We start from the raw sequence: 1,619 nt of genomic DNA, 5'->3' as shown, positions 1-1,619 counted from the left end.
CCTTCACGCTTATTTTGCGGAGCTTTTTTAGCTTCCGGTAAAATTTCACCTTTGTAAATCCAGCATTTGATACCGATGCAACCGTACGTTGTATGTGCTTCTGCCGTACCGTAATCAATATCCGCACGAATTGTATGCAAAGGAATGGAACCGTCACGTACGCTTTCGCTACGTGCGATTTCAGCACCGCCGAGACGACCGGAGCACATGATTTTGATACCCTGTGCACCCATACGCATAGTGCGGCCGATACTCTGTTTCATGGCACGACGGAAGCCGATACGGCGTTCCAACTGGCTTGCCACGTTTTCAGCTACGAGTGTAGCATCCAATTCGGACTGTTTAATTTCAGCAATGTTAACGTCTACGGTTTTATCCGTAAAAGCCTTCAATGCTTTTTTAATATCTTCAATACCTGCACCGCCGCGGCCGATAACCATACCCGGTTTTGCAGTGTGAATAACCAATTTGATCCGTTTTGCGGAACGTTCGATTTCAATACGGGAAACACCTGCGATATAGAGCTGTTTCTTTAAGAATTCACGGATTCGTACGTCTTCGTTCAAAAGTGTTGCATAGTCTTTTTCAGCATACCATTTGGCATCCCAAGGTTTTACAACACCGACACGAAACCCATGGGCATTTACTTTTTGACCCACTACATTTCCCTCCTTACGCTCTTTCTTTTACTACTACAGTCACATGACTGGATTTTTTAAGAATTTTGAAAGCCTGTCCACGGCTACGCGGATGGATACGTTTCATTGTCGAGTCTTGGTCAACGAAAATTTCCGAAATATACAAAGCATCGACATTCATATCATTGTTATGTTCCGCATTGGCTGCTGCAGAGCGAATGACTTTTTCTACAACCTTGGAGCCGACTTTAGGTGTAAACTTCAAGATTGCCATAGCTTCGCTCACATTTTTTCCCCGGACCAAATCGGCTACGATGCGGATTTTACGGGGAGCGATACGGACGTGTTTAGCAATTGCTCTTGCTTCCATCTGTCATTACCTCCCTTATTTTGTAACTTTTTCCGATTTAGCGTGGCCTTTAAATGTACGGGTAGGTGCGAATTCGCCCAATTTATGACCAACCATATCTTCTGTAACATATACGGGCACGTGCTTACGGCCGTCGTGAACGGCAATCGTATGTCCGACGAAGTTCGGCAAAATCGTAGATGCACGAGACCAGGTTTTTACTACTTTCTTTTCGTTGGCTTCGTTCATTGCATCGATCTTCTTAACGAGATGCGCAGCGACAAACGGGCCCTTCTTTACGGATCTGGACACTTATATATCTCCTTTCACGACCTATTTGCGTCTCTTCACGATAAACTTATTGGAAGCTTTCTTCTTGTCACGTGTCTTCACGCCGTAAGCAGGTTTACCCCAAGGAGTAACCGGACGTTTACGACCGACAGGCGACTTACCTTCACCACCGCCATGGGGATGATCGCACGGGTTCATTACAACACCGCGGTTGCCGGGACGAACGCCCAACCAACGGCTACGACCGGCCTTGCCGATTGTAATGTTTTCATGATCCGGGTTGCTGACCACACCGATTGTAGCGCGGCAGTTTACATGAACCTGACGCAATTCGCCGGAAG

General features: G+C 46.6%; 3 protein-coding genes and 1 pseudogene. All 4 read right to left on the bottom strand.

Annotation, left to right across the window (positions count from 1 at the left end; genetic code table 11):
- On the bottom strand, positions 1 to 659 hold a 659-nt coding region (rpsC, locus tag PGX78_RS07430), incomplete at its 3' end, for a 30S ribosomal protein S3 (protein WP_270446238.1).
- A 13-nt stretch (positions 660 to 672) separates the two neighbouring features.
- Entirely contained in the window at positions 673 to 1,008 is a 336-nt protein-coding gene (rplV, locus tag PGX78_RS07425; RefSeq protein ID WP_006943096.1) for a 50S ribosomal protein L22, read from the bottom strand.
- Between the two features lie 15 nt (positions 1,009 to 1,023).
- Positions 1,024 to 1,299 (bottom strand): 30S ribosomal protein S19, encoded by a 276-nt coding sequence (rpsS, locus tag PGX78_RS07420; RefSeq protein ID WP_006943090.1) that lies wholly within the window; start codon positions 1,297 to 1,299, stop codon positions 1,024 to 1,026.
- 21 nt (positions 1,300 to 1,320) lie between these two features.
- Positions 1,321 to 1,619, bottom strand: a pseudogene (rplB, locus tag PGX78_RS07415) (50S ribosomal protein L2); the annotation flags it as partial.

This window comes from Megasphaera sp. AF13-6AC (genome assembly GCF_027685385.1).
Lineage (GTDB): Bacteria > Bacillota > Negativicutes > Veillonellales > Megasphaeraceae > Megasphaera > Megasphaera micronuciformis.
This window is presented reverse-complemented; position numbering and strand designations above follow the sequence as displayed.

Coding starts and splice junctions, on each gene's coding strand:
- rplV (WP_006943096.1), bottom strand. CDS start 1,008: ATGGAAGCAAGAGCAATTGCTAAACACGTCCGTATCGCTCCCCGTAAA.